Here is a 19,055-nt window from a genome sequence, read left to right as displayed (position 1 = left end):
ATTTAATGATAAATATTTTATAATCTTTGCTCTTAACAATGAAATTTTGTTAAGCAAAATTAAATTACGAAAGGTGGTGAGGATAGTGCCAGGAATTAAGGTGCATCCTAACGAGTCTTTTGACGAAGCATATCGTAAATTCAAAAAACAAGTTGATAGAAATCTTGTTGTAACTGAAGTTAGAGCGAGAAGATTTTTTGAGCCTATGACTGAAATTCGTAAAAAACAAAAAATTTCAGCACGTAAAAAAATGCTTAAAAGACTTTATATGCTTAGACGATACGAATCAAGACTTTAAGATCAAAGGCCTTTTCAAGGCTTTTGATAATCCTTGAATCTTCTTTAAAACTCAATTAAAAATTTTTTAAGTACAAAACTATTTTAATTTTTCTAATATCAAAGAATGAATTTATTATTTTTTGTTAGAATTAATCATTAATTTTTTTGGTTATTAGGGGTGCTTATTTATGAAAAGGATTAAAAAAATTATTCAAATCGGTATGATAGGTGGTTTAGCAGCTGTAGCAGGGGGTGCTTTGGTTGCTTGTAGTAGCGATAACTCAGATACTTCAAATCAAATTTCAAATATGCAAGGTGCTTTTGTTGTCATAGAAGAAGTTGCACCGGGTCAATATAAAATAAAATATCAATTTCCTAGCGATGAAACCGTGGTAATTTTAAAAGATTTAAATGGTACAGAACGAATTTTAAGCAAAGAAGAAATGGATGCGCTTATAAAACAAGAGGCCGAGAAAATAGATAATGGAACTTCTAATCTTACTCAAAGTAATCATCAAATGAATAGTGGTGGATTGAGTTTAGGTGAAACTTTACTTACAAGTGCTGCTGGAGCTATTATAGGAAACTGGATTGGTTCAAAACTTTTTGGCAATCAAAATTTTATTAATCAACAACGTGGAGCCTTTACAAGTCAAAGTGCTTATCAAAGAAGTGTGAATAGTTTTAATAAGGCAAGTACAAGTAAATCTTCTAGTTCTTCAAGATCGGGCTTTTTTAAAGGTGGATCTAAAACAAGTTCTGGTTTTAGTTTTGGTTTTGGTTCTTAAGGAAGGTGTATGAGATTATTAAAAGTTAATAAGCTTCAAAAGGATTATTTAGAAAGTATAGGCTTTTCTTGGCATACTGACGAAGATGGTAGTGATTATATCAGTGATGCTTTAGTTTGTGTTAAAGAAAATGAGGCAAATGCTTATTATGAAGCGGCTAATGAGCTTTATGATATGTTTGTAGCAGCCGCACAGAATGTGATCGATAATGATCGCTTTGATGAATTAGGTATTCCTTTTAACCTTGTAGATGCTATTAAAATGAGTTGGGAAAATGATGTTCATTGGCATTTATATGGAAGATTTGATTTTGCGGGAGGATTGGATGGAAAACCTATTAAGCTTTTAGAGTTTAATGCGGATACTCCAACATCTCTTTTTGAGAGTGCCATTTTACAATGGGCAATTTTAAAACAAAACAATATGGATGAAAGTTATCAATTTAATAATATTTATGAATCCTTGATGGAAAATTTTAAAAGATTAATTACACTTAATGATGATACTAGTTTGTTTGAAAATTACTATCAAGGCTGGAAAATTCTTTTTTCAAGTATCGCTGGAATCAAAGAAGAGGAAATCACAACGAAATTATTAACTCATATTGCTAATGAAGCGGGTTTTGAAACTAATTTTTCTTATGTGGATGAGGTGGAATTTAGTGATGAGGGTATTTTTAAGGATGGAATTAACTATGAATATTGGTTTAAATTGATACCTTGGGAAGATATAGCGATAGAAGAAGGAGATCTTGCTATGCTTTTAACGCAGATCATGCGTAATCAAAAGGCCATCATTTTAAATCCTGCTTATACTTTGATATTTCAATCAAAAGGCATTATGAAAATTTTGTACGAGCTTTACCCTAATCATCCATTACTTTTAGAAACAAAAGATCAGCCTTTAGTTGGAAAAACTTATGTTAAAAAGCCGGTTTTTGGTAGAGAAGGGGCTAATGTAAGTATTATTAAAGATGAGCAAATTTTAAATGAAAATGAAGGACCTTATGAAAATAACAAATTCATTTATCAAGAATACGTAGAATTAAATTCTTATGAAAATGAGTTTTATCAAGCAGGAGTATTTTTTGCTTATGAAGGGTGTGGTTTAGGTTTTAGAAAAGGTGGAATGATACTTGATAATTCCTCAAAATTTGTTGGACATATTATTAAGGAGTAAAAGATGAAAATAGTATGTTTAGATGCGGCAACTTTAGGAAATTATGATTTTAGTGTTTTTGAAAAATTTGGAGAAATCAAACTTTATGATACAACTAAAGATAAAGAGCAAGTGATTGAGCGTTTAAAAGATGCTGATATTGCGATGACTAATAAAGTAGTGATCGATAAAGAAATTATAGATGCTTGCTCTAATCTTAAGCTTATGCTAGAAACTGCCACGGGATTAAATAATATTGATGTTGATTATGCTAAGGAAAGAAATATTGTGGTAAAAAATGTTGCAGGATATTCTACAATGAGTGTTGTACAGCATACTTTTGCTTTGATTTTTGCTTTTTTAAATCATATTCCTTATTATGATCAATGGGTAAAAAATGAAAAATGGTGCAAAAGTCCTATTTTTACAGATTTTAGTAGAATTTTAGTCAGCATGGAAGGTAAAAAACATGGTATTATAGGACTTGGTTCTATAGGAAAAGAAGTCGCTAAAATTTCAAAGGCTTTTGGAGCTAAAATTTATTATTACTCTACAAGTGGGGCAAATACAAATTCTGAATTTGAACGTTTAGAATTAGATGAACTTTTAAAGATTTGCGATATTGTAAGTATCCATGCTCCATTAAATAATAAAACGATGAATTTATTAAATTTGGAAAAATTAGAATCATTAAAAAATGATGCGGTTTTGATCAATGTTGGTAGAGGCGGCATTATAAATGAGTTAGATTTGGCAAAGGTGATGGATCAAAAAAATATCAAGGTTGGGCTTGATGTATTGGAAAAAGAACCTATGTTAGAAAATCATCCACTTTTAAACATTAAAAATAAAGAACATCTTATCATCACTCCTCATATTGCATGGGCATCTAAAGAAGCTATTAATACTTTAATGAGTAGAGTTTATGAAAATCTTGAAGAATGGATAAAAAATGGCAAGTGAACATAGTTTTGATATTTCTGCAGCAATAGATAAACAAGAGCTTAAAAATGCTTTTGAGCAGGCAAAAAAAGAATTAGACTCAAGATATGATTTAAAGGGTATTAAAACTGAAATTGAGTTGAATGAAAAAGACAGCATTTTCAAACTTAGCTCCTCAAGTGAGTCAAAACTCGATGTTTTAAAAGATATTGTTATTTCTAAACTTATCAAAAGAGGTATTAATTCTAGTGCTATTAAGGAGCTTTCTCGTGAAAATGGAGCCATGTTTCATTTAAATTTAAAAGCAAATGATTCTATAGATGGTGAAAATGCTAAAAAAATCAATAAGGCTATAAAAGAGAGTAAATTAAAGGTGAATTCTTCAATCAGAGGAGATGAAATTCGTGTTGTGGCAAAACAAATTGATGATTTGCAAGCTGTGATGAAAATTGTTCGTGAGCTTAATCTTGAGCTAAATATCAGTTTTAAAAATTTAAAATAAGGTTTAGAATTGTGAAAAAAATATTTTTTTTCTTTTTGATAATATTCTTTTTTAATGCGTGTGCCGTAAAAAATCAAAATAATCTCAGTCAAAGTATAGCAATAATCATAAATTCACCTTTTCTTAAAATGAGTGATTTTGGATTTTTAATAAAAGAAAATCAAACCTTAAATTTAGAGGTTTATCATTTAGGTCAAGCTTTTTTTAATTTGAAAATTAAAGATAAAATTTGTTTAAATGCTGCATGTTATGATAAAAAAGTTTTTAATAAAAAATTTTTTAAAAATGAATATTATGATGATATCTTAAGTGATATTTTAAATGCAAAACCTTTATGGCAAGGAAAAAATTTGCAAAAAACAGCTAGTGGATTTAAACAAAATTTAAAAGCAAAAAATTACGAAATTTTTTATGTAGTTTCTAAAAATAAAATCAGTTTTTTTGATACAGTTTCGCGTATAAAAATCATTTTGGGTTACCAAGGATAAAATTTTGAAATTTTTTTTATTTTTATTTTTTGCTATCAGCTTACTTTTTTCTAAAAATTATAAAGGCGAAGCGTATTTTTATGATCTAAAAGACAAGCAAATTTTTGCCATAATTTATGAGGATGCGCCTTTTATACCTGTATTTGATAAGGATATCAATCAAACAAGCCCCAGCTTTATAGTCCTAAGCGATCTTAATATAAGCAAAGAAATTCCTATTTTTAAAATTTCAAAGGTTTGGAAAGATCAAGATGATATCTATGTAATTAACGAAGCAAAAGAATTAATACTGGATAATAAAAAAATCAAAGCGCAAAAATTAGGTTTTACAAATTTATATCTTTTTGAAGATCAAAATAATATTAAAATTAAAAGTTGTTTGGATTTTTTAAAAAATGATGAATTTAAAAAAATTCATCAATTAAGCAATAAAGATTTTGATTTTGAGCAAATTATTCAAAAACCTATATTTTTAAAAGATGGAAAATTGAGTTTTCAAGAGCAATATTATTTTTATAAAGATGAAATGGAACGCCCAATTTTAGAGCTTAACAATTTTGTTTATGATATTAAAAAAAATACTTTTATTCATTTAAATCAATTATATGATATAAAAAATCATCAGTTTTTAGATCTTTTGCATCAAAAACTTAAAAAATTTTGCGCAGAATGTTTTGAGGATATTGATAAAATGGATTTTAATGATAATTTTTTATTGACTCCTTATGGGATTAAAATATGCTATTTACCTTTTGAAAATCATTTTTTAGATGAAAATATTTGTATTGATTTTTTTAATAATGAAATAGAGGAATTTAAGAAATAATGCTAAAACTCAAAGAATTTTTAAATTTAAAAACCATAGAAAAAACTCAAATATATAAAGAACTGAAATGTTCTAAAAATGAAGCTTTGATTTTAAGAGAACTTTGTAAGCATTATGTTATTTCTGTTGCTTCTGTGAATGCATTTACTTTATTATCCAGTATTTTTGGCATGGAAAAATATGCATATTTAGATGTTTTAGGAGATTTAAAAAAACTGATAGAAAGAGGTTTTGTTAATCAAAATTCAAGTTTTTTTAAAAATATTGAAAGTAATAAAAATCAAACTTTAAGTTTAAATTTATTGCAGTGTGAGCTAAGCTTGAGTGAGTATTTTTTAGAATTTTTAGAATCAAAATCCAATAATTTAGATTTTGGCAAAAAAGAAGCTTACGCTGATTATTTAGAATATCTTAAAGATGAATTTATGCGCGTTGAACTTTATGAAAGATTGAGTTTTATTAGAAAAAGTGCTTACAATAGTGAATTAAAAGAGCAAATTAAACTTTGCGAAGATTATATTAAAGAGCGTTTGAAAAAAAGTAAATTTTATAATGTTTTATCCGATATCTTTAAGGAATTTAATCTCAATCAAAAAGAGCAAATTATTTTTTTAACGCTTTTAAGAGAAGAATATTTATTGAGCAATGAAAATTCGACTTTTAGAGAAATGAATTTTTTATTGTCTCTTGTTAGTGAAGATGAGCTTGATAAGCATAAAAATAAAAGACTATTACAAGAAAATTCTCCACTTTTAAATTTAATAGAATATGATGAGTATTTGAATTCTTTTGGAGATATTTCAAAAAGCTTTTTTATTACAGATGAAATTTTACAAAGAGTGATTAATTTTGAGCCAAAACAAAGTAAAAAAGTTAAAATTGAAAATGTTTTAAAAGATCAAGATATTTTTGAACTCATAGAACCAAGGGTTAATATCAACGATATTATTATGCCTGAAAATACCAAAGAGCTTTTAGAAAGCATTCTTAAGCAACAAGATAAAAAAGTGCTTGAAAGATTAAATTTATGGGGTATAAAAAACAATAAAAATATAGAAGCTAAAATTATTTTTTATGGACCTGCTGGAACAGGAAAAACTATGTCAGCCTTAGCTATGGCTAAGTCGATGAAAAAATCAGTTCTTAGTTTTGATTGCTCTAAAATTCTTAGCAAATGGGTAGGAGAAAGCGAGCAAAATGTTAGGAAAATTTTTGATACCTATAAAAATATAGTGCAAACTTGTAAGCAAAGTCCTATTTTATTGTTAAATGAAGCGGATCAATTTTTAAGCACAAGGGTTGAGAGTAGTGCAGGAAGTGATAAGATGCATAATCAAATGCAAAATATCTTTTTAGAACAGATCGAGCGTTTTAGCGGAGTGATGATTGCAACTACGAATTTTTTAGAAAGTTTAGATACGGCATTTTCAAGAAGATTTGATTATAAAATAGAATTTAAAAAGCCTGATTTTAAAGATAGGCTAAAAATGTGGGAAAAATTTTTACCCAAAAAAGCCGAATTTGATAAAAAATTTGATATTAATATCTTAGCTAATTATGAATTAAGTGGGGCACAAATTTTAATGATCATAAAAAATACAGCCTTAAAAGTCGCAATTTCCAAAGAAGGAATTTTTCACATGCAAGATTTCTTAGAAAGCATACAAAAAGAACTTAATTCTAGTTTCGATAAAAGCAAAATCGTAGGTTTTTAACATAGCGTAAAATAAAATAAATCATTGCTATAATTAAAGCACTCCACTCCCAAAACATAGGAATTTTAGGACTTAAAAAATAATGATAGCTTGAAATAACTAAGCATGAATATCCTAATTTTCTTATTTTGCGTATTTTCTTAAAGCAATTAAAAGAACTTAAAAACATCAAACAAATGATAATAAAAGCTATAAATCCAGTTGTTTCTAAAAAATGGAATAAAATATCATTTAAAAGTCTTGAAATTTGGGCATTTCTATCAAAAATAAAATAGTTTAAAAAATGAATAGCACCCCAAAAAGTTGCAAAAAATCCCAAAATTTTGGGATAATTTTTGGTTGATTTGAATTTAAATAAAGAAAAAAATAAACTTAAATTTAAAAATATTAAAGCAAAAATTCCTGTATTAAAATAAATTTCTTTTACAAAATCAAAGGCTTTTATGATATTGTAAAAAGAATAAATCAAACTTGCTAAGAAAAATATGAAAGCAAAAAAATTAAAATATTTACTCATTAAAAATTAACCTTTAAATCCATGCCTTCATAAAGTTTTGCAACCTCTTTTTCATAGCCATTAAACATTAAAGTAGGTTTTGTGAAAAAATCACCCAAGGCTCTTTCATTTGCTTGAGACCATCTTGGATGGGATACATTTGGATTAACATTGGCATAAAAACCATATTCATTTGGAGCATAATTTTGCCAAGTTGTAAGGGGTTGTTTTTCTACAAATTCAATTTTTACAATCGATTTGATACTTTTAAAACCATATTTCCAAGGAACAACTAAGCGTATAGGAGCACCATTTTGTGGTTTTAAAGGTTTTTTATACATTCCTACAGCAAGCAAGGTTAGCGGATGCATTGCTTCATCCATTCTAAGCCCTTCAACATAAGGATAGTCTATAGTTGGAAAAAGTGCATCTTGATCAGGAAATTGATTTTTGTCAAAAAGTGTTGTAAATTTAATAAATTTAGCCTTTTGAGTCGGTTTTACCTTTTCTATTAGATGACGCAATTCAAAACCAATCCAAGGAACTACCATAGACCAAGTTTCAACGCAACGAAATCGATAAATTCTTTCTTCTAAAGGAAATTTTAAAATATCTTTCATGCTAAGAGTTATAGGTTTTTCAATTTCTCCGCTGATTTCAATTTTCCAATTTTGAGTGTTAAAATTTTGGGCTAAGGCTACAGCTCTTTTTTTATCGGTGGAGAATTCATAAAAATTGACATAATTTGTAGCCAATTCTTCATCGCTTATTTTTAAATTATCAAGATTTTTATCTTTAATGAAGTTAAAAGCATAAAGTTTAGAACTGATTAAAGTTGAACTTACAAGTGCTCCAATGCCTAATTTTAAAAATTTTCTTCTTTTTTGATATAAATATTCAGGCGTAATATGCATAATTTTTCCTTGTTAAAAATTTTTATTATTAAAGCATATTAGAGCTAATATAAGATTATTTTTGGGTTATTTTTTCAAGTTCTAGATTGTAAAGAATTTCTCCACATAGTTCTTTGTAATTGTTTGATAGTTTTAATTTTGAAATTTCTTGCATAAGAATTTGGACTTCTAATTCTTTAAGTTTGGCAAGTTCTTGTTTAAAATTTTGATCTTTTGGATACAATAAAGAATATTCTTTTAAGATGATCTCATAAATATTAAAAGAGCCATCAATAAGATAATTAATCGCCTTATCAAGATGTTGATTATAATCTTTTAAGTTAAGAGGATTAAGGATCATAATACAAAGATGAATCATTGCTAGGTGAAAATTATTAAGGCACCTTTCTGGAAGGGTTAAAATATCGCTTTTTTTAAAATGATCTAAATTTTGAAAATTTTCTATTGAAAATTTATATCCAAAGCTTTCATCAATGCTAGATATAATGATTTGGAGTTTTTGTTCTTCATTGAGTTTTTGTCTAAAAGCGACAAAATAGCCTAAAGCCTTATAAAACATTTCAAAAAATTCAATATGTTTATTTTCTCTTAAACAAGAAAGATTAAGACTTTTGGGTGCTATAGAATATTGCTGCATATATTTTTGAACTTTTAGGGCGATTTTATTTCTTATGCCCGTTAAGTAATTAAAATCTTTTTGTTTTAAGATTTGATGATAAAAAAATACAAAATCTTTGATTAAAATTCGATTATTTTTTTCAAAAGAAATAGTAGAATCGACACTAATAAATTGATTGTAAAGATTAAAATAATCACATTCTAATTGCTGATAATTCAATACTTTATCCCACACTTTTGATAAAATTCTTTTAAGGCTTTTTCTTTATCGGGTTGGGTTTTGATCCATTCTTCAAAATTTTTGCAAATATCCCATTCTTTTTTTTGATTGTTTTCATAAATTTGATCTATATTTTCTTCATTTATTTTTTCTTTGCTCATATAAGCTCCAAAATCTTTTCGCAGACCGCTTTAGGATCTTTATCTTTATATATAGGGCGTCCTATGACTATAAAATCACTTTTATTTTCTTTAGCTGTTTCTAAATTAGCAACTCGTTTTTGATCGTCATTACTCTCTCCAAAAGGACGAATGCCTGGTGTTAATGTTAAAAAATTTTGATGAGTATTGTTTTTGATATTTTTGCTTTCAAAAACAGAGCATACCATACCATCAAGCCCATTTTGATAAGACATTTTAGCGAAATTAATTACAGCTTCATCAATGCTTTGTTTATAAATATTGAAAAAATGCTCTTCATCAAAACTAGTTAGAGCAGAAACAGCCAAAACTAAAGGACGTTTAGAAAATTTATTAAGTCTGTTCATCACTTCTTGCATGGCTATATTTCCAACACTTGCATGAATATTGATCATATCAACTCCAAGTTTGGAAATTTCTTCACAAGCATCCGCAGTTGTATTAGGAATGTCATGAATTTTTAGATCCAAAAAGATTTTAAAATGATCTATTTTTTTTAATTCTTCTATAAATTTAAAACCATCTCTTAGATAAGCTCTTAGGCCTATTTTAAGCCAAAGATCCAAGCCTTTTAATTCTTTGGCTATATTAAGACATTCTTCTTTGGTGGCAAGATCTAATGCAACGCATAATTTCATTTTTTAGCCTTAATCAGTGAGTCTAAAACTCCATTGATAAATTTAGGAGAACTATCATTAGCTAATTCTTTAGCTAATTCTATCGCTTCATTGATGATGATTGCGCTAGGTGTGTCTGTAAAAAGCAACTCATAAGCTCCAAGTCTTAATATAGCTCTTTCAATATATCCTAATTTTTCAATTTTGTTTTCATTAAGATGAGTATTTAATTTCTCATCAATATCGCAAAGATTATGAATAATGCCTTGATATAAATTTAAAGTAAATTTTTTTTGCTCATTGCGAATCTTTTTTTCATTTAAATAATCATCAATAAAATTTTCATTTTTTTCATTCATTTCTAAAGCATAAAGCAAAGAAACAACACTTTGTCTGACTTGATGACGCGTTGCCATTAAATTTCCTTGCTTAAATTAAGCATTTCTATAACTGTAACCATAGCCTCAAAACCTTTATTCCCAGCTTTGCTTCCTGCTCTTTCTATGGCTTGTTCTATAGTATCGGTGGTGAGTACGCCAAAACTTACAGGAATATTATGATTTAAACTTACATTGGCAATGCCTTTTGTGGTTTCTGCTGCAACATAATCAAAATGCGGAGTCGAGCCTCTAATAACAGCACCTATGCAACAAATAGCGTCAAATTTTTGACTTTCTATAGCTTTTTTTAAGATAAAAGGAAGTTCAAAAGCCCCTGGAACAAGAATAAGGCTTAAATTTTCTTCTTTACCTCCATGTCTTAAAAAGGCATCTTTAGCACCTTCAACAAGACGATCGGTGATGATGTGATTAAATCTTGCATTGATGATTGCAATTTTTTCATTAGAATTAAGATTTAGTTTTCCTTCGATAATTTTCATTAAATATCCTTTATAATATTTTGTATTTTTAAGAGTGTTTCAACACAATTTTTAAGACGTGAAATATCTAGCATATTTGGTCCATCGCATAGAGCCTCACAAGGATTGATATGGGTTTCAAAGAAAAAACCATCCACTCCAACTGCTGCTGCTGCTCTTGCTAAAGGCTCTACAAATTCGCTTTTACCTCCGCTTTTACCTCCTGCAGCTCCTGGCATTTGAACACTATGAGTCGCATCAAATACAACGGGTGCAAATTCACGCATAATAACTAAAGATCTCATATCTACAACTAAATTTCCATATCCAAAGCTAGCGCCTCTTTCGGCAACAAAAATTCCATTTTGTTTCGCTACTTCATAGCCTTCTTCATTGATACCTCTAGTTTGAAGAATTTTTTTAACGCTATATTTAATATCGCTTGGGTTTAGAAATTGGCCTTTTTTGATATTGACTTTTGATTTGGTTTTAGCAGCCTCAACAAGCAAATCAGTTTGACGACACAAAAATGCTGGAATTTGAAGTACATCAACGACTTCACTCGCAATTGATGCTTGAGTACTTTCATGGATATCGGTTAAAATTTTCATGTTAAATTCATTTTTTACACTTTGTAAAATTTTAAGTCCTTCTTCAATTCCAGGCCCACGAAAAGAATCAATGCTTGTGCGATTAGCTTTATCAAAACTGGATTTAAAATAAAATTCTATATTTTCATTTTCATTAAAAAATTTAAGTTGTTCAGCGACTTTAAATACTAAATCTTTGCTTTCTATGACGCAAGGACCAGCGATTAATATCATTTTTTTCATTTTTTTCCTTTTACGACTAAGATTAATCCTCCACAAATTATCCCTATTATACCTAAAAAAATCATAGTACTTGGTAAATTATCGCCTAAAATTAATCCAACAATTAAACTAAAAATCACATCAAAATAACTTACACCCGCGACAATACCAGCTTGTTTAGCTATCCCATAGGCTTTGGTGACATGAATTTGATAAATGGTGCCTAAAATTCCCATGATTAAAATAATGATCCATGATTTTAAACTAGGCATTACAAATGGAGCTAAAATAAAATCCATATGCAAAGAATGAAAATCTTTAGATTGAAAAAATTCAGCTCCTATCATTGAAAATAAAGGCATGAGTGTGCCAAGAAAAATAAATGAAAAAGCAATTTGTTCTGTGGTGTAAGATTTTCTAAGTTTTCTCACGCTTGTAAGGGCTAAAGCAGCTAGAAAGCCACTTGAAATTCCTATGATGGAATTTTTTAAATCAAAGCCAGAGTGATAGGCTTTATCAGCCCAAGGTTGAGTGATTAAAAGCATGCCTAAAAAAGCGATAAAAATTCCTATCCAAGCCTTTTTTTCTAGTTTTTCTTTAAAAACAAAAAAAGCAATGAGGGTGATAAAAATAGGTGCTGTTTTTTGAAAAGCAAAGGCTCCACCTAAGGTGATGTTTGAGATATTATAAAAAAACATATAAAGTGAAAGTGTGCCCGCAACACCTCTAAAAACTAAAAGCCAAAAATGCCCACCTTCTTTGTGAACTTTTGATTTTTTCAATAACCAAAGTAAAAATGCAACTCCTATGATATTTCTAAAAAACATAATTTCAATAGAGCTTATTTCTTTGCTTAAAATTTTAGCACAAGCTCCCATAAGCGTAAAATCCAAACACGCTAAAAGCATAAAATAAATTCCAAGATTATGTCTGATAAGTTTTCGCATTTTTATTCCTTGAGGATTAACTTGAAAAATGGATTAATTCTAGTCTTTTTTTGCTTAATATTAAGGCAAATTTTATATAATTTTTCTTAAAAAATTTTACTTTGAAAAATAGGAAAAAAATGCAAAGCATTATATTAATAGGAAAGCCTAATGTTGGAAAATCAAGCCTCTTTAATAGGATGGCAAAAAGAAGAATAGCGATCACAAGTGAAATTTCTGGCACAACAAGAGATACAAATAAAACTGAAGCTTGTATTGGCTCTAAGAATGCTTTTATTATTGATAGTGGCGGACTTGATGAGAGTGATGAGCTTTTTAAAAATGTTAAAAAAAATACTTTAAAAGTTGCCAAAGAAAGCGATATTATTCTTTATCTCGTTGATGGAAAATTAGCTCCTGATGAAGAAGATAGGCGTTTTTTTTATTCTTTAAAAAAATTAAATAAACCACTAGCCTTAGTTATCAATAAAGTGGATAATAAAAAAGATGAAGAAAGAGCGTGGGAATTCGCAAATTTTGGTGTAAAAGAAATTTTCAATATTTCAGTAACTCACAATGTAGGACTTGATGAGCTTTATGCTTGGTTGGAACAATTTTTAAATGAAACTAGCTTGGTTCCTGATGAAGAACAAGATTTAGAGGATTTTTTAGAGCATTATGATGAAAACAAACAAGAATTGCAATTTAAAGAGATAGATCAAAATCATATTAGAGTAGGGATTGTAGGTCGTGTTAATGTTGGAAAATCAAGCCTTTTAAATGCTTTAGTCAAACAAGAACGTAGTGTCGTTAGTAGTATAGCTGGAACTACAATCGATCCTGTAAATGAAGCTATAACTCATCAAGATAAAACAATAGAATTTGTAGATACCGCAGGGATTAGAAAACGTGGAAAAATTCAAGGGTTAGAAAGATTTGCCTTAAATCGTACTGAAAAAATTTTGCAAAATTCTCAAATCGCACTTTTGGTTTTAGATGCAGATGAAGGTTTTAATGAACTTGATGAAAGAATAGCAGGACTTATTGCAAAGTATTATTTAGGTGTTATCATAGTTTTAAATAAATGGGATAAAAGTGAGCTTGATTTTGATAAAACGGTTAAAGAACTAAAACTTGATCGTTTTAAATTTTTAGCCCATGCGCCTATTGTTAGTGTTTCAGCTTTAAGTGGTAAGAGAGTGCATGTGATACTTGATAAAATTTTGCAAGTTTTTGAAAATTTCATACAAAAAATCCCAACTTCAAAACTTAATAATTTAATTGAAAGTGCAACCAAAGCACACCCATTGCCGCATGATTATGGAAAATTGGTTAAAATTTATTATGCTGTGCAATATGATGTTGCTCCTCCAAAAATCGCTTTAATTATGAATCGTCCAAAAGCCTTGCATTTTAGCTATAAGCGTTATTTGCAAAATAAGATAAGAAAAGAATTTGATTTTGAGGGAGTGCCTTTAATCATTGCTTCACGCAAAAAAGGAAGCAAGGAAAATGATGAGAATGGATAATATTATTTTCATCGGTTTTATGGGATGCGGAAAAAACACTATAGCTAGATCATTGGCTGTAGAGTTAGACCGAATTTTTTTAGACAGTGATTTATTGATTGAGACGAAATTTAAGCAAAGTGTTAATGAAATTTTTAAAAACAAAGGCGAGTGTTTTTTTAGAGAACAAGAACAAAAATTAGCTGATTTTTTTATTTTTTGTCAAAATGCTTGTATTGCAAGTGGTGGCGGTTTTGTTAATGTAAAAAATTTGGAAAAAATCGGATTGAGTGTTTATTTAAGGGCTGATTTTGAGTATTTGAAAAAGCATTTAAATAAAGATGAAATTGCTAAAAGACCTTTATTTTTTGATGAAATTAAAGCAAAAAAGTTATATAATGAAAGAATAAAAATTTATGAAGATAAAGCTGATGTGATATTGGATATTGAAAATAAAAGTATTGATGAGCTTATAAGTGAATTAAAAAAGGTAGTTAAATGAGAGTATTAACCGGAATTCAACCTAGTGGAGATTTGCATATCGGAAATTATTTTGGTGCGATTAAACAAATGATAGATGCGCAAAATACAAGTGAAATGTTTATATTTATCGCTAATTATCATGCTATGACTTCTTTGCAAAATGGGGAAAAATTGAAAGAAAATTCAATAAAAGCGGCCGCAGCTTTTTTGAGTTTTGGTATAGATCCACAAAAAAGTGTTTTTTGGTTACAAAGTGATGTGAAAGAAGTGATGGAGCTTTATTGGATTTTATCACAATTTACCCCTATGGGTTTATTAGAGCGTGCGCATAGCTATAAAGATAAAATTGCTAAAGGGCTAAGTGCTTCTCATGGACTTTTTTCTTATCCTGTTTTAATGGCAGCAGATATTTTACTTTTTGATACTCAACTTGTTCCTGTAGGTAAAGATCAAATTCAACACGTAGAAATCGCACGTGATATCGCTTTAAAAGTAAATAATGAATGGGGAGAAATTTTTATTTTGCCTGAAGCTAAAATCAACGAAGATCTTGCCGTTATTGTAGGGACTGATGGGGCTAAAATGAGTAAATCTTATAAAAATACTATAGATATTTTTAATGATGATAAAACTTTAAAAAAGCAAATTTCATCGATAGTAACAGATAGCACTGCTTTAGAAGATCCTAAAAACCCTGAAGAATGTAATGTTTTTAAAATAGCAAAATTATTTTTAGATAATGAAGGACAAGAAAATTTGAGAAATCGTTATTTAAAGGGAGGCGAGGGATATGGACATTTTAAAATGTATTTAAATGAGTTGGTGATTGATTATTTCAAAGAAATAAGAGAAAAATACAATGAGCTTTTAAATAAGCCTTCTTATTTGAAAGAGGTTTTGGATTTTGGTGCGAGTAAAGCAAGAAAAATTGCTCAAGAAAAGATGCAAAAAATTTATACTAAAATAGGCTTATAAGGGGTGCAAGATGCTTGATTTAAAAAAATTACAAAATCAATTTGATGAGGTGAGTCAAAAATTAAAAAATAAAAAAGTTGATGAGGAAACATTAAAAAAATTAGCTGATTTATTTGCATTATTGAAAAAAGAAAGGACAATTTTAGAAGAGCTTCAAGCCTTTCAAAATAAATTCAGTAAAGAACTTGCAAGTGCGCAAGATAAAGAAGAGTTGAAAACAAAATTGAGTGAAAATAAAATTAAAATCAACGAACAAAGTCAAAAGGTGGGTGCTTTAGAAGACGAACTTGAAAATATTGCCCATGCTATTCCAAATATTCCAGATGATATTGTTCCTGTTGGCGAGGATGAAGATGAAAATGTGGAAATAAAAAAAGTCCTCACTCCGCCAAGTTTTGATTTTGAGCCAAAAGAACATCATGATTTGGGTGAAAGTTTAGATTGGCTTGATTTTGTAAGAGGGGTTAAAATTTCTGGAAGTCGTTTTTGTGTACTTAAAAGCGAAGGTGCTTTATTGAGTCGAGCTTTGGTTAATTATATGATCGATTTTAATAGAAGTCGAGGTTTTAATTTTGTCAATGTGCCTTATTTGGTTAATGGCGCTACGATGTTTGGAACTGGACAACTGCCAAAATTTAAAGATGATATGTATAAAGTTGAGGATGAGGATTTATATCTTATTTCAACTTCTGAAATTCCAGTAACCAATCTTTATAGTGGGGAAATTTTAACCAGTGAAAGCTTACCGATAAAAATGACTTGTTATAGTGCTTGTTTTAGAAAAGAAGCGGGTAGCGCAGGGCGTGATACAAGAGGGATCATTCGTCAGCATCAGTTTGAAAAAGTAGAACTTGTAAGCATTACTAAACCTGAGCAAAGTGATAGTGTATTTAATGAAATGGTAGAGTGTGCGAGTGATTTATTAAGCTCTTTAGGTTTAGCTCATAGACATTTGATGCTTTGTACGGGAGATTTGGGTTTTAGTGCTGCAAAGACTATTGATCTTGAAGTTTGGATTCCTTCTCAAAATAAATACCGAGAAATTAGTTCTGTATCTAATTGTCGTGATTTTCAAGCAAGACGTGCCAAAATTCGCTATAAAAATGAGCAAGGTAAAAATGAATTAGTCCATACCTTAAATGGTTCTTCATTAGCTGTAGGTAGAACTTTGGTTGCCATTATGGAAAATTATCAAGATAAAGAAGGAAAAATTGCTATTCCTGATGTTTTAAGAAAATATTTTTAAAGAAAATAAATGGCAGAAAAAGAAGATATAGTATTAGAAAGATCAGAAGACGATTTAAATAATAAAGAAAGACTTGATGAAAGTTTAGGAGAATTTAAGGGGCAAGAAGGTCAAGCCCCTGATGATGAAGAATTTGTATCTTTATCTGAAGGATCCAATGAAGATGATGTAGGTTTTAGTTTTACAAGAGAAAGTGCACCTGAAGAATTTTCTTCTTTTGAAAAAACTGGGAGTCAAGAATTAATCCCTTGGTATAAAGATAGAAAATTTATGTCTCTTGTTGGAGTTTCTTTAGTTATTATCTGTATTTTGGTTTTTACTTTAACTTATTTGATTTTTAGCGAAGGAAATATTAAAGCAGATATTATTGCTTCAAAGCCAGTTGAAAAATCTGAAATTGTCCCTGATGAATCTTATAAGTATAAAGATATGGCTAAAGTGGATGCTATGATACAAAAAGCTAATGCACTTTATCTTAAGGGAGAAATTCAACAATCTTTGAAATTATATAAACAAATTGCAATTTATAATGAATCTTTGTCTAATTACAATTTAGGCGTTTCTCAAATGAATGAAGGAAAATTGCAAGAGGCTTTTGAAAGCTTTAAAAAAGCTATAGCTAGTGGTGAAAATCAAACTGTATCTGCTATTAATGCTGCTGTGTGTGCTTTAAAGCTTAATGATGAAGAAAAATTTAAATATTATATTGATTTAGCACAAGTTTATCTTCCTAAGGAAGGAAAATCAAAATTATATAATTATTATTTGGCTTTGATAGATTATTATAAAGGGTATTATCCAGAGGCTTTGCAAATGTTTCAGCAGGTAAATATTGATCCTTATAATGATATTTCTAAATATTTATCAGCTAAAATTTATGCTAAGATGGATTTTGATGCTAAGGCAGTACAACAGCTAAATTCTCAAGGAAATTTTGAACCCAGTCTTTCTTTGGGTCTTTTATATGCTAGAATGGGAGAATATGATAAAGCTAAATCTTCTTTAAATACTGCTATGAAAATCGATAGAGACTTCAATCAAAGTTTGGCAGCTTTAAGTCTTGTTGATATTAAAACGGGTGATTATCAAGATATGCTTATGCGTTTGCAAAATGCTTATAAAAAAGAGGAAGATCAATATAAAATTTTAGATCGTTATAAAATAAAAGTGCGATTAAACAATGATTTGTTTAATATCGCTATAGCACAGAGTCATTTTTCTAAGGATTTATTGAAAAATTTAAAAAATCAATTTGATTTGCTTTTTTATTACGCCCCTTATCAAGTTTTTGATTCTAAACAAGCATCATTATATATAGAAAAAGCTAATGTTACAAATTTTGTCGATGATAGTGCGGATTCAGGAGAGTATTTAACAACGAGTAATGTTTTATCTTCTACAAATGTAAAAATTGCTAATATTATTAATCATGCTTTAAATCAGCAATTAAGACTTGCCAATGAAGAATTTCAGCAATTGTTGAAAAATTATCCAGAACATAGTATTTTACAGTATAATTTAGCTTTATCTTACGCACAGATGCAAGATTATGAACAAGCTTACAAATATTTTTTCAGCTCCTATCATTTAAATCCTAAAAATTATTTAGCAGGAGTTTTTGCTTTATTTTGTGCTAAATTAAATGATTTAGATACAACTAAACTTTATAATGAAATTGTTGAAAATATGAGTGCTGATACGAATTTTAAAGCAAATATGCAAAAAAGTATGCTGTTTTTAGTTAAAAATGATTATGTCTCAATGCTTCCGTATTTGGATGAAAAAACTTCTGATACGCCTTTAAGTTTAATGCTTAAAGCAATCATTGCTAAAAATAATAATCTTAGTAATCGTATGGATGTTGAAATGGCCAAGTTAAGATCACAACTACCAGAAGATATTATTGCAAATATTTTATATTTTAATTCTTTAAATTCTAATTTTAATATTAAAGAGTATGCCCAAAATGCACAAATTCATTTTAAAAATTTAAAACTTGATTATCGCAGTGTTTTTGGGGGTCCTAATATTGCTAGAGAATTTTATGTTGATTTAATGCATGTTTCGGGACTTTTAAATTTGGAAAGAAATAAATTTAAAGAATTAATGAATACTTCTAAATTTGAAAGCGAAAGTATTATACAAACTTTAGCATATTTAGATATTTTTGCTAAGCAATTTGAAGAGTCTTATGCACTTTATAATATTTTAATTGATGATTATAAAATTAAAGATACTAGAACTTTATTTTTAGCCGCAGTTGCAGCCATAGGGGCAAATAATCCAAATTCGGCTATAGCTTTATTGCAACTTTCAAAATTAACTGATAAAAATAATAAAGAAAGTAAAGCTGCTTTAGGTTTGCTTTATCAAGAAGTGCAAAATTATGAAGCTGCTATTAATCAATATAAAACACTACCGAATAATTTTAAGAGTAAATTTTTTACCTTTGATATAAAAAATTAAAGATGTTTAAATAATTT

20 protein-coding genes and 1 pseudogene are annotated in these 19,055 nt (G+C 28.7%); 13 read left to right on the top strand and 8 right to left on the bottom strand.

What is annotated here, in order from left to right; all coding sequences use genetic code 11:
* Positions 1-85 precede the first annotated feature (85 nt).
* From rpsU to H2280_RS00275, 8 genes are all read left to right on the top strand, one after another.
* Positions 86-298, top strand: coding sequence for a 30S ribosomal protein S21 (gene rpsU / locus H2280_RS00310; RefSeq protein WP_002780697.1), 213 nt, complete (start codon positions 86-88; stop codon positions 296-298).
* Between the two features lie 169 nt (positions 299-467).
* Positions 468-1,067 (top strand): UPF0323 family lipoprotein, encoded by a 600-nt coding sequence (locus H2280_RS00305; RefSeq protein ID WP_337195233.1) that lies wholly within the window; start codon positions 468-470, stop codon positions 1,065-1,067.
* Positions 1,068-1,076: 9 nt separating this feature from the next.
* Positions 1,077-2,246 carry a glutathionylspermidine synthase family protein gene (locus H2280_RS00300; RefSeq protein WP_337215338.1) on the top strand — a complete coding sequence of 390 codons (1,170 nt, stop codon included), beginning with the start codon at positions 1,077-1,079 and terminating at the stop codon, positions 2,244-2,246.
* A 3-nt stretch (positions 2,247-2,249) separates the two neighbouring features.
* Complete coding sequence (locus H2280_RS00295; RefSeq protein ID WP_337215337.1) at positions 2,250-3,188, top strand: D-2-hydroxyacid dehydrogenase; 939 nt, start codon at positions 2,250-2,252, stop codon at positions 3,186-3,188.
* On the top strand, positions 3,178-3,669 hold the full coding sequence (locus H2280_RS00290) for a YajQ family cyclic di-GMP-binding protein (RefSeq protein WP_137623249.1): 492 nt from the start codon (positions 3,178-3,180) through the stop codon (positions 3,667-3,669). Before H2280_RS00295 ends, H2280_RS00290 begins: the two co-directional genes overlap by 11 nt.
* Before the next feature lie 11 nt (positions 3,670-3,680).
* A complete protein-coding gene (locus tag H2280_RS00285) occupies positions 3,681-4,157 on the top strand; it encodes a hypothetical protein (protein ID WP_337215336.1) in 477 nt (158 codons plus the stop codon).
* 4 nt (positions 4,158-4,161) lie between these two features.
* Positions 4,162-4,983, top strand: a complete 822-nt coding sequence (locus H2280_RS00280) for a hypothetical protein (protein WP_337215335.1) — start codon at positions 4,162-4,164, stop codon at positions 4,981-4,983.
* The gene (locus H2280_RS00275; protein ID WP_337215334.1) at positions 4,983-6,698 is read left to right on the top strand and encodes an ATP-binding protein; all 1,716 of its coding nucleotides are present in this window, start codon (positions 4,983-4,985) and stop codon (positions 6,696-6,698) included. Before H2280_RS00280 ends, H2280_RS00275 begins: the two co-directional genes overlap by 1 nt.
* On the opposite strand, the gene H2280_RS00270 is transcribed toward H2280_RS00275, so the two are convergent.
* The 8 genes and pseudogenes from H2280_RS00270 to H2280_RS00235 all read right to left on the bottom strand — a co-directional run bounded on the left by H2280_RS00270 (position 6,664) and on the right by H2280_RS00235 (position 12,381).
* Positions 6,664-7,215, bottom strand: a complete 552-nt coding sequence (locus H2280_RS00270) for a sulfite oxidase heme-binding subunit YedZ (protein WP_337215333.1) — start codon at positions 7,213-7,215, stop codon at positions 6,664-6,666. The genes H2280_RS00275 and H2280_RS00270 overlap by 35 nt on opposite strands.
* Entirely contained in the window at positions 7,215-8,108 is an 894-nt protein-coding gene (gene msrP / locus H2280_RS00265) for a protein-methionine-sulfoxide reductase catalytic subunit MsrP (RefSeq protein ID WP_337215332.1), read from the bottom strand. Before msrP ends, H2280_RS00270 begins: the two co-directional genes overlap by 1 nt.
* 55 nt (positions 8,109-8,163) lie before the next feature.
* Positions 8,164-8,946: a hypothetical protein gene (locus H2280_RS00260; protein WP_137623243.1), complete on the bottom strand. Its 783-nt coding sequence runs from the start codon at positions 8,944-8,946 to the stop codon at positions 8,164-8,166.
* A pseudogene (gene pyrF, locus H2280_RS00255) lies at positions 8,943-9,784 on the bottom strand (orotidine-5'-phosphate decarboxylase). Before pyrF ends, H2280_RS00260 begins: the two are co-directional and overlap by 4 nt.
* Positions 9,781-10,179, bottom strand: a complete 399-nt coding sequence (nusB, locus tag H2280_RS00250) for a transcription antitermination factor NusB (RefSeq protein ID WP_137623241.1) — start codon at positions 10,177-10,179, stop codon at positions 9,781-9,783. The pseudogene pyrF and the gene nusB overlap by 4 nt, the downstream one beginning before the upstream one ends.
* The gene (ribH, locus tag H2280_RS00245) at positions 10,179-10,643 is read right to left on the bottom strand and encodes a 6,7-dimethyl-8-ribityllumazine synthase (RefSeq protein WP_137623240.1); all 465 of its coding nucleotides are present in this window, start codon (positions 10,641-10,643) and stop codon (positions 10,179-10,181) included. Before ribH ends, nusB begins: the two co-directional genes overlap by 1 nt.
* On the bottom strand, positions 10,643-11,455 hold the full coding sequence (gene kdsA, locus H2280_RS00240; protein WP_337215331.1) for a 3-deoxy-8-phosphooctulonate synthase: 813 nt from the start codon (positions 11,453-11,455) through the stop codon (positions 10,643-10,645). The genes ribH and kdsA overlap by 1 nt, the downstream gene beginning before the upstream one ends.
* Positions 11,452-12,381 carry a DMT family transporter gene (locus tag H2280_RS00235; RefSeq protein ID WP_337215330.1) on the bottom strand — a complete coding sequence of 310 codons (930 nt, stop codon included), beginning with the start codon at positions 12,379-12,381 and terminating at the stop codon, positions 11,452-11,454. Before H2280_RS00235 ends, kdsA begins: the two co-directional genes overlap by 4 nt.
* 119 nt (positions 12,382-12,500) lie before the next feature.
* Here H2280_RS00235 and der point away from each other — a divergent pair, with 119 nt between their 5' ends.
* From der to pflB, 5 genes are read left to right on the top strand one after another with little or no spacing between them, the layout of a single operon-like run.
* Positions 12,501-13,889: a ribosome biogenesis GTPase Der gene (gene der, locus H2280_RS00230; protein WP_337215329.1), complete on the top strand. Its 1,389-nt coding sequence runs from the start codon at positions 12,501-12,503 to the stop codon at positions 13,887-13,889.
* The gene (locus H2280_RS00225; protein ID WP_337215393.1) at positions 13,876-14,370 is read left to right on the top strand and encodes a shikimate kinase; all 495 of its coding nucleotides are present in this window, start codon (positions 13,876-13,878) and stop codon (positions 14,368-14,370) included. Before der ends, H2280_RS00225 begins: the two co-directional genes overlap by 14 nt.
* A complete protein-coding gene (gene trpS / locus H2280_RS00220) occupies positions 14,367-15,326 on the top strand; it encodes a tryptophan--tRNA ligase (RefSeq protein WP_137623235.1) in 960 nt (319 codons plus the stop codon). Before H2280_RS00225 ends, trpS begins: the two co-directional genes overlap by 4 nt.
* Positions 15,327-15,336: 10 nt before the next feature.
* Positions 15,337-16,572: a serine--tRNA ligase gene (gene serS, locus H2280_RS00215; protein ID WP_337215328.1), complete on the top strand. Its 1,236-nt coding sequence runs from the start codon at positions 15,337-15,339 to the stop codon at positions 16,570-16,572.
* A gap of 9 nt (positions 16,573-16,581) precedes the next feature.
* Positions 16,582-19,038, top strand: coding sequence for a motility protein PflB (gene pflB / locus H2280_RS00210; RefSeq protein ID WP_337215327.1), 2,457 nt, complete (start codon positions 16,582-16,584; stop codon positions 19,036-19,038).
* Positions 19,039-19,055 lie beyond the last annotated feature (17 nt).

Source organism: Campylobacter sp. 2457A, from assembly GCF_020135895.1.
In the GTDB taxonomy this organism is placed as follows: domain Bacteria; phylum Campylobacterota; class Campylobacteria; order Campylobacterales; family Campylobacteraceae; genus Campylobacter_D; species Campylobacter_D taeniopygiae.
This window is presented reverse-complemented; position numbering and strand designations above follow the sequence as displayed.